Source organism: Promicromonospora iranensis, assembly GCF_028994775.1.
Lineage (GTDB): Bacteria > Actinomycetota > Actinomycetes > Actinomycetales > Cellulomonadaceae > Promicromonospora > Promicromonospora iranensis_A.
Window position 1 is genome coordinate 335,874 of sequence record NZ_JAJQMN010000006.1, and the last position, 16,584, is coordinate 352,457.

Here is a 16,584-nt window from a genome sequence, read left to right on the forward strand (position 1 = left end):
GCCCGGTTCGTGACGTCTACCTCATTCGAGCGGTTTGCCGGGCCTCACTCGACCCGGTACGCCCGCACGACCGTCTCGGTGACCCGCCCGCCGTCGTCGGCCACGGCCTGCGCCTTGAGCGACACGAACTCGGCACCACGCGCGGCCCGGACCACTGCCCGGAACGTGTCGCCCTTGCCGCGCCGCACGGCGACCTCCCGCCAGCTCTTCCCGTCGTCGGACGAGGCCCACAGGCGCATGCCCGTGACGTCCCCACCCTCGGTGCCCGGCTGGTGGTCGGCCGACAGGGTGAGCCTCGCCGTGCGGGGCACCGTCCCGTCGAGCGCCGCCGGCACGCCGTAGTCGACCTGGAGCAGGGGGATCGACGCGAACTCGTCACCGCTGTCCGTGGCGGCGGACCGGAACCGCCAGTCGGTGGTGACGTCGGTGGACGTGCTCCACCAGTCTCCCGAGAAGGCGGTGTCCAGGCGCAGCCGGTACGGCGTCCGTTCGGCCGGCAGGCCCTCTGCGGACACGTAGGTCGAACCGTCGGAGTCGGCGACGAGCTCCTTGCCCGACCACAGCCGCAGGCGGGTCTGCGCGTCCTCGCCCGGCAGGCCCCAGATGCTGTGGCCGGCGTCGTCCACGTAGGCCGACAGGTACACCTCCATGGCGTCGCCCGCCCGCAGCGCGGCCCCGCCGCTGATTCCGCCGTGGAACACCGGCGCGAGCAGCCGGTCGGAGGTCTTCTCCCCCGGCGCGAGGCTGCGCCCGGGCCCCTCGAACATCCCGTCGAACGGATCTTCCTCGGTGACCGAGGCGGCGGGCGCGTAGGTCACGTCCTCGTCCGCCGACACGAACACGGTGCGGGTGTGCGGCGCCGGGGCCCGGCTGAACATGCCCACGCCGATGCCCCACATCGACACCGAGCCGCCCACGTACGGGGAGGCTCCCGGCGCGGGGGCCGTCACGGAGACCCGCACCGACCCGGTGGTGGACCGGTCGGCGACGTACGAGATGGGCTCGTCAGGGACCGAGCCGTCCCTGCCGAAGGCCAGCGCGTACGAGTACGACGGCGCGGCCTTGCCGGCCACCGAGAGCGTCACCGGTCCGGCAGCGAGCGCCGTCCGCAACGACTCCGCCTGCGCGGAGGGCACCCCGAAGACCGGGAGCTGGGCGGACTCCACCCAGTCGAGCACGTTGCCCGTCTCGCTGCCCGCGACCAGGAGCGCCTCGACGCCTGCCGCCGCCGCGGCGTCGGCCACACCCTGCAGCGTGTCCGGTCCTGCGTGGTCCACGAACGCCCACGAGCCTTCGGCGCCGGAGAAGTCGCCGCCGAGGCCTGCGTCCACCAGCGGCACCTCGGAGGTGCCGGTCACCGGCTCGGTGAGGGCCAGCAGGACGAGGTCCAGGTCCAGACCGAGATCGTCCGCCCGCACGTCGAGGGTCTTCTCGTCCAGCAAGGAGGTCCACGTCTGCTGGAAGTGGCCGTCCGCGGGTTCCGGGACGGGCAGGGCGTACAGGTCGCCGAGGTCGCCGAAGAACCCGTTGAACATCCCCATCTCGTCCGTCTCGAAGATGAGGTCCACGGAGGTCGTGCCGACGCCGGTCTCGCGGGGCGTGTCGATCGTGACGGGCTGCGCCGCCTCGCCGTCGACCGTCAGCGCGGTGTCCTCGGTGACGTCGACGAGCGGGAATGCCGCCGACGTGGTGCTCAGCAGACCGAACGCCTCGTCGGACACGGAGGTGAAGCCGCTGACCGTGTACCTGCCCGCCGGTACGCGGGACGTGGAGGTGCCGTCCTCGCCGAACTCCGCGAAGGTGAAGTAGTCCGGGTCGTCGATCCCCTGGACCACGAAGAAGTCGTCCTCCTCCGCGGGGCTGCCGTCGAGGTCCGTGGCGCTGATCGTCAGGTCGAACAGCTCAGGCTGGTTGACGAAGCCGACGGCCGTGCGCACCGTCCCGCCGGCACCGGTCGCCGTGATCACGCCGCCGAAGTCACCGACGCCATGGTCGGCCGGGTGCGCGGTGACGTCGACGGTCGCGCTGCCCCCGGCGGGGACGGTCACGCTGTCGGCGCTCAGGGTGACCGCGCCGGCGGCGGGCTCGCCGTCCGACGTGATGTCGACGGTCAGGTCGAGCGTCTCGTCCGTGTCCGCCGTGCTCGTGTACGTGAGGGTCTTCGTGACCGGCTCCAGGTCGTCCTGCGGGAACTCGAAGCCACCGAGGGAGACCGATGCCGGGCTCGCCGTCACCTGCTGCTCGATCGCGCCCGGGATCCAGACCCGGCCGGAACCCTCCTGCCAGACCGAGTTTCCGCCCGGCTGGGCCGAGGCCATGAGCGTCGACCTGATCTGCTGCCAGGTCAGGTCAGGGTCGGCAGAGAGCAGCACCGCGGCGGCACCCGCGACGTGCGGCGCAGCCATCGACGTGCCGCTGGCGGTGACGTACGAGTCGCCGACGGGCTCGCCCATCTCGGTCCCGGCTGCCCGGGCCGCGACGATGTCGACACCCGGGCCGGCGATCTCGGGCTTCAGGGCGCCGTCCCCCGCCCGGGGGCCGGCGCTGGAGAAGTCCGCCTGCGCGTCGTCGTCGTCCACGGCGGCGACGGCGAGAGCGGAGTCCGCCACCGCGGGCGGTGAGACGGTCCCCGCGCGCGGCCCGTCGTTCCCGGCCGCCGCGACCACGAGCACCCCGTACTGCTCGGTGAGCGCGTTCACCGCCTGGGACGCGGGGTCGGTGCCGTCGGTGAAGCTGCCCGGCTCCCCCAGGCTCAGGTTGAGCACCTGGGCGCCCTCCCCTGCGGCCCACTCCATGCCGTCGATGATCCACGACCACTCGCCGAAGCCCTGGTCGTCCAGGACCTTGGCGTTGATGATGTCGGCGCCCGGCGCCACGCCGATCATGTCCGGGTCGGCGTCACCGGTGCCCGCGGCGATCGAGGCGACGTGGGTGCCGTGCCCGAACCCGTCGGACGGGTTGTCGCCACCCGTGAAGTCACGCTCCGCGACGACGTTCTCGTCCAGGTCGGGGTGCGTCGTGTCGACGCCCGTGTCGACGACGGCGATGGTCACGCCCTCCCCGGTGTACCCGTCGGCCCAGGCCTCGGGGGCGCCCACCTGGGGCGTCGAGTCGGCGTCGAGCGCCTCGACCCGCCCGTCGAGCCACACCTTGGTGACACCCGACCTGGTCTTGGCCCGCGCTCCGTCCGCTGCGAAGCCGGCGCCCACCGCGCGCAGCAGGCCCCACGCCTTGGCGGGCCGGTCGCCGTCGCCCGTCGCGACGTCGACGGTGCCCGCGACCGCGCCGATGGACTGCAGCGTCCGTTCGCGGCTGAGGCCGAGGTCCGCCCAGTCCGCCGCGCCGGCGGACCGGGCCCTGGATGGCGTGGACTGCACGATGACGGGCAGCGAGCTGCGGCCCGCGGCGGCGAGCGTCGCGTCGTCGTAGCCGGCCTCGACCAGGCCGGCGACGTCGAACAGCGCGAGGTCGAGGGCGTCCCCGACCAGGGGCGCGATGTCCGAGGGGAACACGTAGTGCGCGTCGCCCTGCCGGACGGAGTGGAAGGTCACGGTGCGCCCGTCGGGCCGGGGCGCGGCGATCGGGGTGAACGCACGGGCGTCTCCCGATCCGCGCACTGCCACCCGGTCGCCGGTGATCAGCGTGACGCTGTGCGTCTCCGGGGCGGTCGCGGTGGCCTGCGCGGTGGTGAAGGCACCGGATCCCGAGCCGGGCGAACCCGGTGGACTCTCGGCGGACGGGGTGAGTGCCGCGGCGGGCAACCCTCCCAGGAGCAGTGCGGACAGTGCGGCAACAGCGACGCGGCGCATGTGGTGCCTCTCCGTCAAGCGCACCCGGTCCGGGCGCGACCTGCGCCGAAGTTATCCGCGCAAAGTGGCACGCACCACGAAAGTCACCCGACCTCGGCCGCGGTGACGACGCCGGTCAGACGTCGATCGGGCGCCGGTCCTCCACGAGCCGCGAGGTGTACCCGGCGGCCACGAGGCGGTCGAAGGCCACGACCACGTCGTCCGGCACGTCCTCCTCGTGGGCGATGAAGCCGAGCTCCGCGTACAGGGTGAGGCGCTGCGTCTCGCCCACGAGCATGTCGATCACCCGGTCGGCGTCGCCGATCGTCCGGAGGTACGCGTCGAGCGGCAACGGGCGGGAGACGCACCACACGTCGACGTCGGGCCACACGACCCGGCACGTCGCGAACGCGCGTCGCTGCTGGTACGGGTGGGAGACGAGCAGCACGGAGGACGGCTCGATCTGGTGCTCCGCGAGGAGCTTGCGGCTGTACTCCAGGTTCTCGCTGGTATTGGTGGCAGCCGGCTCGACGAGCACGGCAGAGCCGGGCACACCTCGCGCGATGGCGTGGTCGCGGTAGCCGAACGCCTCACCCTCCGGGAAGACGTCGATGGTGGTGGGGGCGTTGGCGCCCGTGAAGACGATCTGCTGGAACAGCCCGTCGAGGTAGAGGTCGGCCGTGTAGTCCGCCACACCCAGGTCGTGACCACCCAGGCCGATGCAGACGTCGACCGGTCGCGGCTCGTGCTTCAGGTCGTGGAACGCCCACAGTGTCTGTACGTCCTCCCGCACTTCGGCGGGGATCATGACGTTCGGCATATGACGACCATATTGCTCAGAGGAATGACCGGCACAACCTGAGTGTGGGTACGCACCGCGATTCCGCGGTAATTGCGCGCTATGTCACAACTGGCGAGAACACGCGGACAACGCCGTCCGCCTCGGTTCTCGCGCCCCCCACGCAGACACCCCATGGGTACACAAGGTAACGGACGCCGGCGAGATCGCCCTATCGGTCGGAATCGTCCCCGTCGTCGGCCTCGCTCGTCCGCTCGGCCGCCGAGACCCCGACGACGTGCTCCTCCAGCTTGCCCGAGAACAGGTCGTAGTACTGCAGGTGCAGGTGGTAGCCGGCCCCGAGCGCGATGCGCCGGATCATGCCGAGCGTGGGCTCGACCTGGCCCGACTCGATACGGCTGATCGTCGATGTGGGCACACCGGCGAGCACTGCCAGTGAACTCATGCTGAGCCCTCGCTCGGCACGGATCCTGACAACGATCTGGGCTGCGGTGGTGAGCAAGGCACCCTCCCGTCGACTCTCGGCCATCAAGTACGTGCCGTGACGCACGACAGGGCTCCCCGGAAAGTGAAGATCTTTTTTCCGGCAAGCCCTGTGCCCCAGACTCTATACGTCTATGGCCGTCGCGGCTCACCGACAGTGCATGTGCCCCGTGTTTCCTCCCGGGGTGCCGCACCGACACGTTGGCCTACTACTCTCAGCCCCCATGGGTACAGCGAGCTCACCGGGTGACGCCGCCGTGTCCCGGCAGGCCGCCGGGCACGGGTCAGGCCGTCGCGGCCAGGCGGCGCGCGGCGTGCGCGCCCTTCTCCAGGAGCACCCCGCGTGGGTGCTGCTGCGTTCGCGGAACGCCGCGGCCGCCGTCGTGCTGCTGGACCGCAACCTCGGCGCCCGCCGCAGGCTGCCCGTGGAGCAGCTCGCCGACCGGATCGACGACGACCTCCCCGAGCTGCGCCGCGCGGGCTTCGAGCTGCCCTACTCCGGCTACTTCTACGTCTCGGAGTGGATCGACGACGGCGTGCTCGTGCGCCGTCGCGCCCCACAGGCTGCGGGCGAGCAGGGCGCCGAGACCGTCGAGCTGTCCGACGGCGCCCTCCTCGCCATCCGCTTCGTCTCCCGGCTGAGCAGGCCCCACCCGGCCGTGACGCCGTCCCGGCTCGGCACGGTGCTCGACGGCCTGCACACGCTCGCCGACGAGGCCGACCCCGACCCCGAGGCGCGGCTCGCGTCCCTGCTGGAGCAGCGCGCCGCCCTCGACGCCAGGATCGAGCGTGCCCGCCGGGGCGACGACGAGGCCCTGCCGCCGGACGCCGCCGCCGAGCGGGCCCGCGAGATCCTCGCCCTCGCCGGTGACATCCCCGCCGACCTGGCCCGCGTACGCACCGAGCTGGAGCGCACGGACCGCGAGCTGCGCCGCCGGCTCCTGGAGTCCGACGGCTCGCGCGACACATTCCTCGACGACATCTACCGCGGCGTGGACCACCTCGCCGAGTCCGAGGCAGGACGAGGCCTGGTCGCGTTCCGCGACCTGCTGCGGCAGGCGGAGCACACGGCGCAGGACGACGTCGGCCGCGTGCTCGACACCGTCCACCTGACGCCCGCGGAGGCGTCCGCCCTGCGCCGCCTCCTGCCCACGCTGCAGGACGCCGCCGACGAGCTCACCGACACCATGGCCACCCTGCGCCGTGCGCTGCAGCGCATGGTCCGGTCCGGCGAGCTGCCGGCCGAGCGCGCCCTGCGCCGTCTGCTCGGCGAGGCGCAGGACGCCGCCCTCGCGGCGGCCCCCGAGGTCACGCCGGGCGCCGAGATGCGTCTCCGGCTGCCCCTCGGGACCGTCGCGCCTCGGTCAGTGGGCGGCTTCGTGCCGCACAACCCGGGCAGGGAGGACGCCGAGGCGCCACCCGCCGCGCCGGCGGCACCCCCGCGGGCCGTCTCGCTCACGGCGCTGCGGGCCATGGCCCGCGACTCCGAGATCGACGTGGACGAGCTGCGCGGGCACGTGAACGAGCGGGTCGGGGCCGTGGGCCGCGCCACCGTCGCGTCGGTGCTCGCCGCGCACCCCGCCACCCAGGGCGCCGCGAGCGTGGTCGGTCTGCTGACGCTCGCGGAGCAGAACGGTGTGGCCACCGGCAAGGACGAAGACGTGAACTGGCGGTCCTCGCGCGGCGTCGCGCGGCGGGCCGTACTACCCCAGCACCAGTTCGAGGAGCATGTCCCGTGACCGAACCCGACGTGAGCAGGCCCGGCCCGGCAAGGCCCGGCACCACAGACCTCCGTAGCGCCCGTCCCGGGAGGCCCGCGGGCGGCGGCGCCACGCCGTCGGCGACCGGACGCGGCGGCCAGGAGACCGGCGGTGACGCCGGCGCGGGCGCCCACCTCTGGCCGGGCGACCACGGCACGCTGCCCGCTGCCGCCCGCCTCGCCCTGGCCCGCCTCGTGCGCGGCCCGTACCTGGCCGCCGACGCCGACCCGGACGTCTGGCGCGCGCTGCTGACCCATGAGGACGTGGTTCGCGAGCGCCTCTGCGACCAGTACCTGGACCTGGTGGTCGACGCGGACGCGCAGGTCGCGTTCGTGCGCGACGTACCGGCCGCGGACGCGCCCCAGGTGGTGCGCGAGCTGAACCTGACGTTCCTGGACACGGCTCTGCTGCTGCACCTGCGTGCCCTGCTGCTGGACTCGGCGGACGGCCGGGTGGCGATCAGCCGCGACGAGGCGGCCGACCATCTCGGCATGTACCGGCGGCGCGGCGGCGGTTCGCCCATGGACTTCACGCGGCAGCTGGACGCGACATGGGCCCGGCTGATCGAGTCGGGCATGCTGGAGCCGCTCAGCGGGGACCGGTGCGTGGTCTCGCCCGTGCTGCGGACCGTGTTCGGTGCGGACCAGGTAGCGGCGCTGAGCGCCGAGTACGCACGACTGGCGAAGGAGAGCGCATGAACACGCCCCACCCCGGACAGTGGCGCCTCGCGCGCGTCGAGCTGGTCAACTGGGGCACGTTCTCCGGGCACCACGTGGTGCCCGTGCCACGTGAGGGCTTCCTGCTCACCGGCCACTCGGGCTCGGGCAAGTCGTCGCTGGTCGACGCCGTCGCGGCGGTCCTGACGCCGCCGGAGCACCTGCGGTTCAACGTGGCGGCCGCCGGCACGGGTGCGACCGAGCGTGAGGCGGGCGACCGTGACGTCGTCTCGTACGTGCGCGGCGCGTGGCGGCACCGCACCGACGAGAGCACCGGCGAGGTGGTGGCCGACCACCTGCGTCCGGGCGCCACCTGGTCGGGCGTGCTGCTGCAGTACTCGAACGGCACCGACGCTCCTGACGGCACCGTGACGCTGGTGCGGCTGTTCCACCTCACGCGGGGCTCGTCGACGCCGTCGACGCTGCACGTGGTGCTGCCCGACGACGTGGGGCTGCTGGACCTCGAGCGCTACGTCCGGTCCGGTCCGGACGTCGCGGGCGTGACCGCCGCCTGGCCCACGGCGACGGTGAGCGAGCGGCACGGCCCGTTCGCCGCGGCGTTCACGCAGGCGCTGGGGATCGGCTCGGAGCAGGCGCTGGTGCTGCTGCACCGCACGCAGTCGGCGAAGAACCTGGGCAGCCTGGACGACCTGTTCCGCGGGCACATGCTGGACGAGCCGAACACGTATCTGCTGGCCACCCAGGCGGTGGAGCAGTTCGCCGACGTCGCGCGCGCCTACGCCGACATCGAGACGTCGCGCCAGCAGATCGAGCACCTGAGCCGCCTCGCGACCCTCACGAAGGCGTACGACGAGGGCTCGGCGGCGGGCGTGCGCGCGGCGACCCTGCGCGGGTCGCTGGAGACGTTCAAGGACGCGTGGAAGCTCGACCTCGCCCACGGCGCGCTGGCGGAGGCGCGGGCGGCCGAGGAGCGCGCACAGCACCACCGGCAGGCGGCCGACACCGAGGTCGACGTCGCGGCGAACACGCATCAGCAGGCCGTGAACGTGCTCGGCGCGCGGGGCGGACAGGCGCTCGCCACGCAGGCCGACCGCCTCCAGCGGGCCGGCGAGATCGCGGCGCTGGTCCGCACGCGGCGTGGTGAGCTCGCCACCGACCTGCAGTCGGTCGGCATGAACATGCCCGAGACCTTCGCGGAGTTCGCGGCGCTCAAGGAGAAGGCCCGGTGGGAGCTCGGCGGGGCGAAGCCCCTGGCGACCGGCTCGGTCCCGACCCTGACGGGCGCCCTGCCCGCCGTCTCGCCGGCGCACTCGACGAGTCACGTCCCGGCGCACGCGACGGGGCAGGTGCCTGCGGTCTCGGGCGCCGTCCCGTCGGCGGCGGGGGTCTCGACGGGTGCGCTACCCTCGGTCGCCACCGGTGCCGTCGCCACCGTCGGGCGGTCGCGCGCACCCGAGACGTTCGACGCGAACATCCGGGAGGCGCTGGCGGCCCGCTCCGCCGTCGGGCTGCGGCACGAGGCTCTCGCCACGCGGATCCAGGCGGTCCGGCAGACCCAGACGAACGTGCCCGCCGAGCTCGCCGAGGCCCGCCGGGCCGTGGCCGAGGCCGCGGGGCTGGACATCTCGGTGCTGCCGTTCGCGGCGGAGCTGCTGCGGGTCCGCGAGGAGGACGCCGGGTGGCGTCCGGTGATCGAGGGCGTCCTTCGGCCGTTGGCCACGCTCGTGCTCGTGGCCCCCGCGCACCGCGCCGCCGTCGCGAGCGCCGTCGAGGCCGGTCCCGGCCTGCGCTACCGCGTGGTCGGCGTGCGCAACGACGCGCCCCGCTCGGCCGACGACGCGTCGCTCGTGCACAAGGTGGAGGTGAAGGACGGCCCGATGTCGGGCTGGCTGCACCGGCGCCTGTCCGAGCAGTACGACTACCTGTGCGTGGACGACCCCTCCGGGCTGGACCGGCACGAACGCGCGGTGACCCGGGAAGGGCTGGTCAAGCACGGGCCCGAGGAGATCGAGCAGCCGGTGCTGCCCGGCGTCGAGGACTGGGCGCTCGGCTGGGACGCCGACGACCGCCTCGACCAGCTCCTGGAGCTCGCGCGCGAGACGCAGGCGCGCCTCGCGGAGGCTGACGCCGCGGTGGCCGACGCCGTCGCCGAGCAGCGCGAGGCGGTGCGCAGGCAGCTGACGCTGCGTCACGTGGCGCGCCGCGAGTGGCGCGAGGTCGACATCGAGACCGCCGAGGCGGACCTGACGGACGCCCAGGCGTCGTTCGACCGGCTGCTCGACGGCACGATGGACCTGCTGCAGGCGTCGCAGGACGTCGCGGCGGCCGAGACGCGGCTGGACCAGGCGCGGGCGGCCGCGGCGGTGGCCGCCGACACCCTGGCCGAGGCACGCGCTCACCGCCGCTCGCTGGAGCGCGTGGTCGCCGAGCTCGGCGACGCCCCGACCCACTCCATCCCGCCCGCGCACCGCGAGGAGCTGGAGAAGCGCTACGCCGCCGTGCGCACGACGGTGACGCACGAGGTGATCGACGACGTCTCGCTCACCGTGTCCCGCACGCTCGACGCGGAGCGGGAGGCCGGGCTGCGCACCTCGGGCGCGGCCGAGCGGGAGATCGTCGGGCTGCTGGCCGAGTTCCGACGGCGCTGGCCTGCCATCACCCGCGACCTGACGGCGCAGGTGGGCGACCGGTCGCGGTACCTCGAGGTGCTGGAGCGCATCCGTACGTCGCGGCTGCCGGAGCAGGAGGCGCGGTTCTCCGACCTCCTCACCGACCAGGCGCGCCGGGCCCTGCGCAAGCTCGCCGCCGAGATCCGGCAGGCGCCCGCGGCCATCCGCGAGCGGATCGTCGGGGTCAACACGTCCCTGCGCCGCTCCCCCTTCGACACGGACCGGTTCCTCGAGATCCGCGTCAAGGAGCGTCGCCCCGCGGCCGTCGAGGAGTTCCTCGCGACCCTCGACGCGCTCACCGGCGACACCGAGCCGGAGTACGAGGTGCTGGAGCGGCTGGTACGCCGCCTCGGGTCGAGCGACCCGGCCGACCGCGCCTGGCGCTCCCTCTGCCTGGACACCCGGCGGCACGTGCACTTCACGGGCGTCGAGGTCACGGCGGGCGGCATCTCCCTGGCCGTGCACGACTCCTCGGCCGGGCTGTCCGGCGGACAGCGGCAGAAGCTCGTCGTCTTCTGCCTGGCGGCCGCCCTGCGGTACCAGCTCGCCGGCGCCTCGGACTCCGCGACGCCCGCCTTCGGTTCCATCCTGCTGGACGAGGCCTTCGACAAGGCGGACACGGCGTTCACCCGCACCGCGATGGACACGTTCGCGGCGTTCGGGTTCCACATGATCCTGGCCACGCCGCTCAAGCTGCTGCAGACCCTCGAGGACTACGTGGGCGGCATCGGCCTCGCCACCTGCCGGGAGATGCGGGAGTCGCGCGTGGACGTGGTCCTGCTGGAGTCCCCGTTGCCCGACGTCGACCCGGTCCCCTCCGCGATCCGGGGCGGCACGGGCGGGGGCGCGTCGACCGCACCGGCCGCACCGACCGCGCTGGCCGCGCCGACCGCACCGGCCGCACCGACCGCGCTGGCCGCACCGACTGCGGCGACCACACCGGCCGCGGCGACCGCACCGGCGCTCCGGCCGACCGGCGGTGCGCACGCCGCTGCCGCGCCGGCCGGTGCCTCCGACGTTTCCGAGACGGGCGCCGAGGCCGGCACCGCGACACCGCCACGCGGCTTCCCCGCCGTTTCTCCGCCGCCGCCGCCCGCCCCGGAGCAGGCTCCGGCGTCGGACACCGCAGGCCCGGGTGGAACGCGAGGCGCGGACGGCGTGGACGACCCCGACGAGCCGGACCTGGACTGGTCGGTGACCGTCACCCCCGAGGACCGGGGCGACGCGTCACCGGTCGCGCGGATGACCTCGCGCCGCCCGTCGCTCTAGGAGCCGTCAGCGCCCGGGGCCGCGCGACCGTCCGCGAGGCCCCGGGCGTAGGCCTCCGCGGAGCCCTCGCGGAACAGGTCGTCGGCGCTGTTCCGCACGAGGACGCGAGCGCCCGGGCCGTCGTCGGCGGTGACGTGGTGGCCCATGCCGCGCACGACGGCGACCGCCCGCCCGCTCGACTTGCCCCGGACCAGCTCGGAGGCCGCGGCGATCTCGTCGACGACGGCGGTGACCGTCACGTTGAGCGGGCGGCCGTGGGCGTCCGTGCTGCCGCGCAGGTCGTCGGTGGGCGCTATCCCCGCGCAGCCGATCGCGATGTCGACCAGCGCGTCGCGCCAGGGGCGGCCTGCCGTGTCCGTGACGACTACGCCGATGCGGCCCAGGCCCAGCCGCTGGGTGAGGGAGGCGCGGATCGTGCGGGCCGAGACGTCCGGGTCCACCGGCAGCAGCAGGACCGTGCCCTCCGGGGTGTTGCTGGCGTCCACCCCCGCGGCGGCCATCACCAGGCCGAGCTTGTTCTCGACGATCCGCAGCGGCGGCAGACCGGGGCGTTCCCGCAGGGCGACGACACGGACCGTCTCGTCGGTGATGGCCTGCTCGCGGTCGTCGGCGGCCACCACACGCCCCTCCGCCTTGGACACGATCTTCGAGGTGACGACGACGACGTCACCGTCCCGCGGCCGGTCCGGCTCGTCCAGACCGGCCAGGAGGTCGGCGACGAGCTCGCCGAGGTCGTCGCCGGGGCTGATCTCGGGCAGCCCGTCAGGGGCCCAGATGCTGAGTCTCTCCACCGGACCATCCTCACACCCGCGCGGGCCCACCTCGGTGCGGTAACCTGCCACGCGTCCACGTCACGTATGTCTGGTTCGTGCGGTGATCAGCAGGGGGAAGCTTCCGGTGTTGCACGACCCGCCCGCCCAGAGGACGGTTCCCGTACCGGAACCCGCCGCTCTGCGGCCGGGTGAACCACGCACGATCGGGCCGTTCCGAGTCCGTAGCCGGCTGGGTAGCGGCGGCATGGGCGACGTCTACCTCGGTACCTCGCGGCGCGGGCAGCAGATGGCCATCAAGCTGATCCGGGGGGCGCAGCTCGACGACGACGAGTTCCGCGCGCGATTCCGCCGTGAGGTGCGTGCCGCGGCCAAGGTGCGCAGCCGGTTCATCGCCAACCTGATCGACGCCGATCCCGACGCGGAGCTCCCCTGGCTCGCCACCGAGTACGTGCCGGGCCCCACCCTCGCGCAGGCACTGGCCGCACAGGGCCCGCTGCCGGAGGCGGAGGTGCTGCGCTTGGTGGCGGGGGTCGCGGAGGCGCTGCACGAGATGCATCGAGCCGGCCTCGTCCACCGGGACGTCAAGCCGGCCAACGTGATCCTCGGACCGGACGGGCCGCGCCTGATCGACCTGGGCGTCGTCGGCACGATCGACGCGACCCGCCTGACCCTGACCGGACAGCCGGTCGGCACGCCGGTGTACATGGCCCCCGAGCAGGCCTCGGGCAGCCGGGCGACGTCGGCCGCCGACGTCTGGGCGCTGGGTGCGCTGGCCTACTACGCCGCCACCGGCAACCGGCTCTTCGACGGTGACCACCCGGCGGTGGTGCTGTACCGGGTCTCGGCGGAGGAGCCCGCCTACGACGACTGCCCCACGTACCTGCGCCCGTTTCTCGACGCGTGCCTGGTCCGGGACCCGGACGGCAGGCCGTCGACCGACGCCATCCTGCGCTCCCTCGGCGTTCCCGACCCTGGCGCCGCCACCCTCCCCGTGGCTCTGCTCCGCACGCGAGCCCAGGTTCGCGCACGAGCTCAGGTCGGTACGCACGCATCTGGGCACATGACGGGCTCCGCGCCGCGCACACCGCGTCCCCGACGTCGCGTCCGGATCATCGCGGGGGCGGCCGTCGGAGCAGCGGTGCTCGCCGGGACCACGTTCGGCGTCCTCGACCTGCTGAGCGGCGACGACGAGCTCGGCGGCGGCGCACCGCAGACACTGCCGCAGACCCAGACCCAGACGCCGAGCCAGACGCAGACCCAGACGCCGACGCAGACGGGCGCGCCGCCGGAGGACCGCCCGGAGCGGGTCCCGTCGCCGGTCGCCGACGGCACCCAGGAGCAGCCGTGGGCGTTGGGGAGCGAGCACAAGCTCGACAGCGCATCGTGCTGGATCGCGAGCGTCGACCAGGTGCAGGGGCGACTCGCCACCCTGACACTCTCGTGCGACCAGGCAGGGACCAGCCTCTACGAGACCCCGACGCCGAACCGGTGGCTGGGCGTGTTCGCCGTCGGGCAGGACGGGACCGTCCGGCAGAGCGACCGCGCGGACGCGACGGCGCAGGACACGTTCTGGACCCAGGGGAACCTCCCGGACCCCGCGGCGGTGACCACCACCGTCACCCTGCCGGACGTCGGGCCGTTGGCCGCCGTGCTCGTCGAGCACAAGAACGGCTACGGCTCGTACTGGGCCGTCACGCCCTGAGCCGGCCGACGCGTCACCGCACCAGCTGGGGCAGCACCTCGCGGCCGAACGTCTCGATCCACTCGCGCTGGTTGCGGCCCACGTTGTGCAGGTAGATACGGTCGAACCCGAGGTCCAGATACCGCTGGATCGACGATCGGTGCTCGTCCAGGTCGGCGGAGATCAGCACGCGCCCCTCGAAGTCCTCGGGCCGCACCATCCGCGCCAGCTGCGCGAAGTCGTGCGGCGAGCGGATGTCCGACCGGGGGAACCGCATGCCGCCCACCGGCCACTCGGTCAGGGCGTTGGTCACCGCTTCCTCGTGGGTGGGTGCCCAGGAGAGGTGGAGCTGCAACGCCTTGGGCAGCTGTCCCGGGTCGCGACCGGACTCGCGGGCGCCGTCGGCGAACCTGGTCAGCAGCGAGGCCATCCGGTCAAGGGGTGCCGCCTGTGTGATCAGCCCGTCCGCCGTACGCCCCGCGCGACGGGCGGTGACCGGGCCGGCCGTCGCGACCAGGATCTCGGGGGCCACCTCCGGCATGGTCCACAAGCGGGTCGACTCCAGCTTGAAGTACGTGCCCGAATGCTTCACGTCGCGTCCGGCCAGCGACGCGGCGAAGAGCTTCTTGATGATCTCGACCGCCTCGAACATGCGGTTGATCCGCTCGGCGGCCTCCGGCCAGTAGCCGCCCACCACGTGCTCGTTGAGCGCCTCCCCCGAGCCGACGCCCAGCCAGTGCCGGCCCGGGTTCATCGCCGCGAGGGTCGCCGACGCCTGGGCCACCACCGCCGGATGCCACCGGAACGTCGGCGCCGTCACCGGCCCCAGGTCGCCCGTCGTGTGCTCAGCGGCTGCCGCGAGCACGTTCCAGACGAAGCCCGCCTGGCCCTGGTGCGGGGTCCAGGGCTGGAAATGGTCCGCCGCCATGACGCCGGAGAAGCCGTGCGTCTCGGCGAGCGCCGCCAGCTCCACCGCCGTGCGGGGTGCGAACTGTTCGAGCATCGCGGCATAGCCGATGGTCACCACGCCGACAGCCTAGACGCCGCGCCCGCGTGGGCTCAGAGCCGGCCGTGCAGCCGGAGCGTCCGCAACGCGCCGAGCGTGACGATGCCACGCCACTCGACCGTCTGCCCCGGCGACCAGTGCAGGAAGTCGAAGTCCCAGCCGCCGTCCTCCAGCCGCTCCTGCTCCAGCCGGTCGAGCTCCGCGGAGATCTGGGCCTCGGAGAACAGCGCCCGGCTCGGTGCGCCGGGCCGGGGCGACATATCCAGGGGCCTGAGCTTCTCGTCGTCCTGCCCGCCCTCGACGCCGATGGTCCCGTCGTCGCCCAGAGCAGGCCGCAGCCGCTCGACGGCCTGGGCCACCCGGTCCGGCTCCGGCACCGCGTCGAGGAAGCTCAGCGCGAACATGACGGTGTACCCGCCCACGGGGGTCTCACCGTCGAGCCGGGCCCAGCACCATGTGGTCGCGGCGTCGAGCCACTCGTGGCGCACCTCCAGCTCCCACAGCCGCGCGGCAATCACGAACGTGAGGAACCCGTCGTCGTTCGGCTGCATCCAGGGCGCTGCCGGGTAGTCGGCGGCGGTCGGCAGCACGTGCGGCACCCGGCCGTCCGTCAGGGCGACCGAGGCCAGCCAGTCGGCGGTCTCGGTGGCCAGCCGCATGACGTCCGGGTCGGCGTCGGCGCCCAGCTCGGCGAGCACCTCGAGCGCCGACAGCGCACCCGAGACCTGGCTGTCGGGTCCGCGCAGATCGGGCTCCAGGGCATGACCCCACCCGCCGTCGTCGTTCCGGTACGGACGCAGGGCGTCCAGGACCCGGCCGGCCGGTGCGTCGCCGGACCACACCGCGAGGCGGTGCCGCTCCAGCAGGCGGGCGTCGTCGTAGATGAACCGATGTGCGGCTCGGATGTCGATCCTCGTCCTTGTGCTCATGGCTCCGACACTAGGCAGCGGTCAGGGCGGCGTCTTCCAGAAAACGGACGGGCGTGAGGCCGGTCAGGCGGCGCACCTCGTCGGACATGTGCGCCTGGCTCGCGTACCCGGCCGTCGCCGCACGTTCCGCGAGCGGTGGCGGTGCCTGACCGGTGGACAGACCGATCAGCCGTCGCAGCCGAGCCACCCGCCCCAGCATCTTGGGCCCGTAGCCGACGGCGTCCACGGTGCGGCGATGCAGGTGCCGCTCGCTCACCCCGAGCTCCTGCGCGACGCCGGAGATCCGTGAGCCCGGCACCCCGAGCCGCCGGGCAGCGGCCGCGACGAGCTGGTCACGCTCCACCCTGCGCCGCAGCACCGCGCGGGCGAGCAGGTCCAGCCGCCCTGCCGGGTCCGCCGTGCCGAGCGCGTCGGCGAGCGCAGGGCCGACGGCGGGCCACACGTCGGCCAGCGGCACGCGCTGGTCGCGGACCTCCGACGCCGGAAGCCCGAGGACCGCACCCGCCGCGCCGGGCCGCAGCCGGATGCCGCTGGTCCGGTCCGACGGCGTGGCGGCGGACCGGGACACGACCGGCCCCGTGTCGGCGCCGACGACCACCAGCTCGCCGTCGAGCCGCACCAGGTCCACGCAGCCGTCGGGGATGATCCGCTGCTCGCAGCCGGGCGGCACGTCGTGCTCCCACAGGCAGGCGACCACCGGCAGGAGGCCGGTGGGCGGCGCGAGCTCACGGTAGGTCACGTGAACCACGC

Annotated in this window: 11 protein-coding genes; 4 read left to right on the top strand and 7 right to left on the bottom strand. The window is 73.9% G+C overall.

The window, feature by feature from the left end; translation table 11 throughout:
• Window positions 1-44: 44 nt before the first annotated feature.
• From LUU90_RS13695 to LUU90_RS13705, 3 genes are all read right to left on the bottom strand, one after another.
• Window positions 45-3,809: a S8 family serine peptidase gene (locus LUU90_RS13695; RefSeq protein ID WP_275003977.1), complete on the bottom strand. Its 3,765-nt coding sequence runs from the start codon at window positions 3,807-3,809 to the stop codon at window positions 45-47.
• A 115-nt stretch (window positions 3,810-3,924) separates the two neighbouring features.
• Window positions 3,925-4,608 (bottom strand): YdcF family protein, encoded by a 684-nt coding sequence (locus tag LUU90_RS13700; RefSeq protein WP_275003978.1) that lies wholly within the window; start codon window positions 4,606-4,608, stop codon window positions 3,925-3,927.
• A gap of 190 nt (window positions 4,609-4,798) precedes the next feature.
• Window positions 4,799-5,116 carry a helix-turn-helix domain-containing protein gene (locus LUU90_RS13705; protein WP_275003979.1) on the bottom strand — a complete coding sequence of 106 codons (318 nt, stop codon included), beginning with the start codon at window positions 5,114-5,116 and terminating at the stop codon, window positions 4,799-4,801.
• A 178-nt stretch (window positions 5,117-5,294) separates the two neighbouring features.
• On the opposite strand from LUU90_RS13705, the gene LUU90_RS13710 reads away from it, so the two are divergent.
• From LUU90_RS13710 to LUU90_RS13720, 3 genes are read left to right on the top strand one after another with little or no spacing between them, the layout of a single operon-like run.
• Window positions 5,295-6,809 (top strand): DUF3375 domain-containing protein, encoded by a 1,515-nt coding sequence (locus tag LUU90_RS13710; protein WP_275003980.1) that lies wholly within the window; start codon window positions 5,295-5,297, stop codon window positions 6,807-6,809.
• Complete coding sequence (locus LUU90_RS13715) at window positions 6,806-7,528, top strand: DUF4194 domain-containing protein (protein WP_275003981.1); 723 nt, start codon at window positions 6,806-6,808, stop codon at window positions 7,526-7,528. Before LUU90_RS13710 ends, LUU90_RS13715 begins: the two co-directional genes overlap by 4 nt.
• The gene (locus LUU90_RS13720; protein ID WP_275003982.1) at window positions 7,525-11,445 is read left to right on the top strand and encodes an ATP-binding protein; all 3,921 of its coding nucleotides are present in this window, start codon (window positions 7,525-7,527) and stop codon (window positions 11,443-11,445) included. Before LUU90_RS13715 ends, LUU90_RS13720 begins: the two co-directional genes overlap by 4 nt.
• On the opposite strand, the gene cofE is transcribed toward LUU90_RS13720, so the two are convergent.
• On the bottom strand, window positions 11,442-12,236 hold the full coding sequence (gene cofE / locus LUU90_RS13725) for a coenzyme F420-0:L-glutamate ligase (RefSeq protein ID WP_275003983.1): 795 nt from the start codon (window positions 12,234-12,236) through the stop codon (window positions 11,442-11,444). The genes LUU90_RS13720 and cofE overlap by 4 nt on opposite strands.
• Window positions 12,237-12,342: 106 nt before the next feature.
• Between cofE and LUU90_RS13730 the strand changes: the two genes are divergently transcribed.
• Window positions 12,343-13,920, top strand: coding sequence for a serine/threonine-protein kinase (locus LUU90_RS13730; RefSeq protein ID WP_275004051.1), 1,578 nt, complete (start codon window positions 12,343-12,345; stop codon window positions 13,918-13,920).
• 13 nt (window positions 13,921-13,933) lie between these two features.
• Here LUU90_RS13730 and LUU90_RS13735 read toward each other — a convergent pair whose 3' ends face one another.
• From LUU90_RS13735 to LUU90_RS13745, 3 genes are read right to left on the bottom strand one after another with little or no spacing between them, the layout of a single operon-like run.
• On the bottom strand, window positions 13,934-14,926 hold the full coding sequence (locus LUU90_RS13735; protein WP_275003984.1) for a TIGR03557 family F420-dependent LLM class oxidoreductase: 993 nt from the start codon (window positions 14,924-14,926) through the stop codon (window positions 13,934-13,936).
• A gap of 32 nt (window positions 14,927-14,958) precedes the next feature.
• Entirely contained in the window at window positions 14,959-15,834 is an 876-nt protein-coding gene (locus tag LUU90_RS13740) for a hypothetical protein (RefSeq protein WP_275003985.1), read from the bottom strand.
• Between the two features lie 10 nt (window positions 15,835-15,844).
• A complete protein-coding gene (locus tag LUU90_RS13745) occupies window positions 15,845-16,573 on the bottom strand; it encodes an AraC family transcriptional regulator (RefSeq protein WP_275003986.1) in 729 nt (242 codons plus the stop codon).
• Window positions 16,574-16,584 lie beyond the last annotated feature (11 nt).